1 protein-coding gene is annotated in these 237 nt (G+C 70.9%); it reads right to left on the bottom strand.

Annotated features, from left to right (window positions below; genetic code table 11):
- Positions 1 to 237 (bottom strand): 5'/3'-nucleotidase SurE (locus ACQG3P_RS23380; protein ID WP_426806377.1); only part of this gene is annotated, 237 nt, incomplete at both ends.

Genomic DNA, 237 nt, shown 5'->3' with positions numbered 1-237 from the left:
CCATGCAGCCTTCGGCACGGGGGCGGTTGCCCAGCCGGGTCACTACGACGCCACGCACCTCCGCCCACGGCAGGTCGGGCACGTTGACGTTGCGGATGGTGTCGGCCGGCAGCGGATCGGCCTTGAGCCGGGTGACGATCTCCACGGCGGCACGCGCGGCGGTTTCCAAATTGCGCGGGTCGTGGGTGTGGGTGACCAGCGACATCGCCACCGCCGGCAGGCCGAGGAAACGCCCTT

This window comes from Stenotrophomonas sp. SrG (assembly GCF_050031795.1).
Lineage (GTDB): Bacteria > Pseudomonadota > Gammaproteobacteria > Xanthomonadales > Xanthomonadaceae > Stenotrophomonas > Stenotrophomonas rhizophila_A.
The sequence above is the reverse complement of the archived record's forward strand: the minus strand, read 5'-3'. Positions and strand labels throughout refer to the sequence as shown.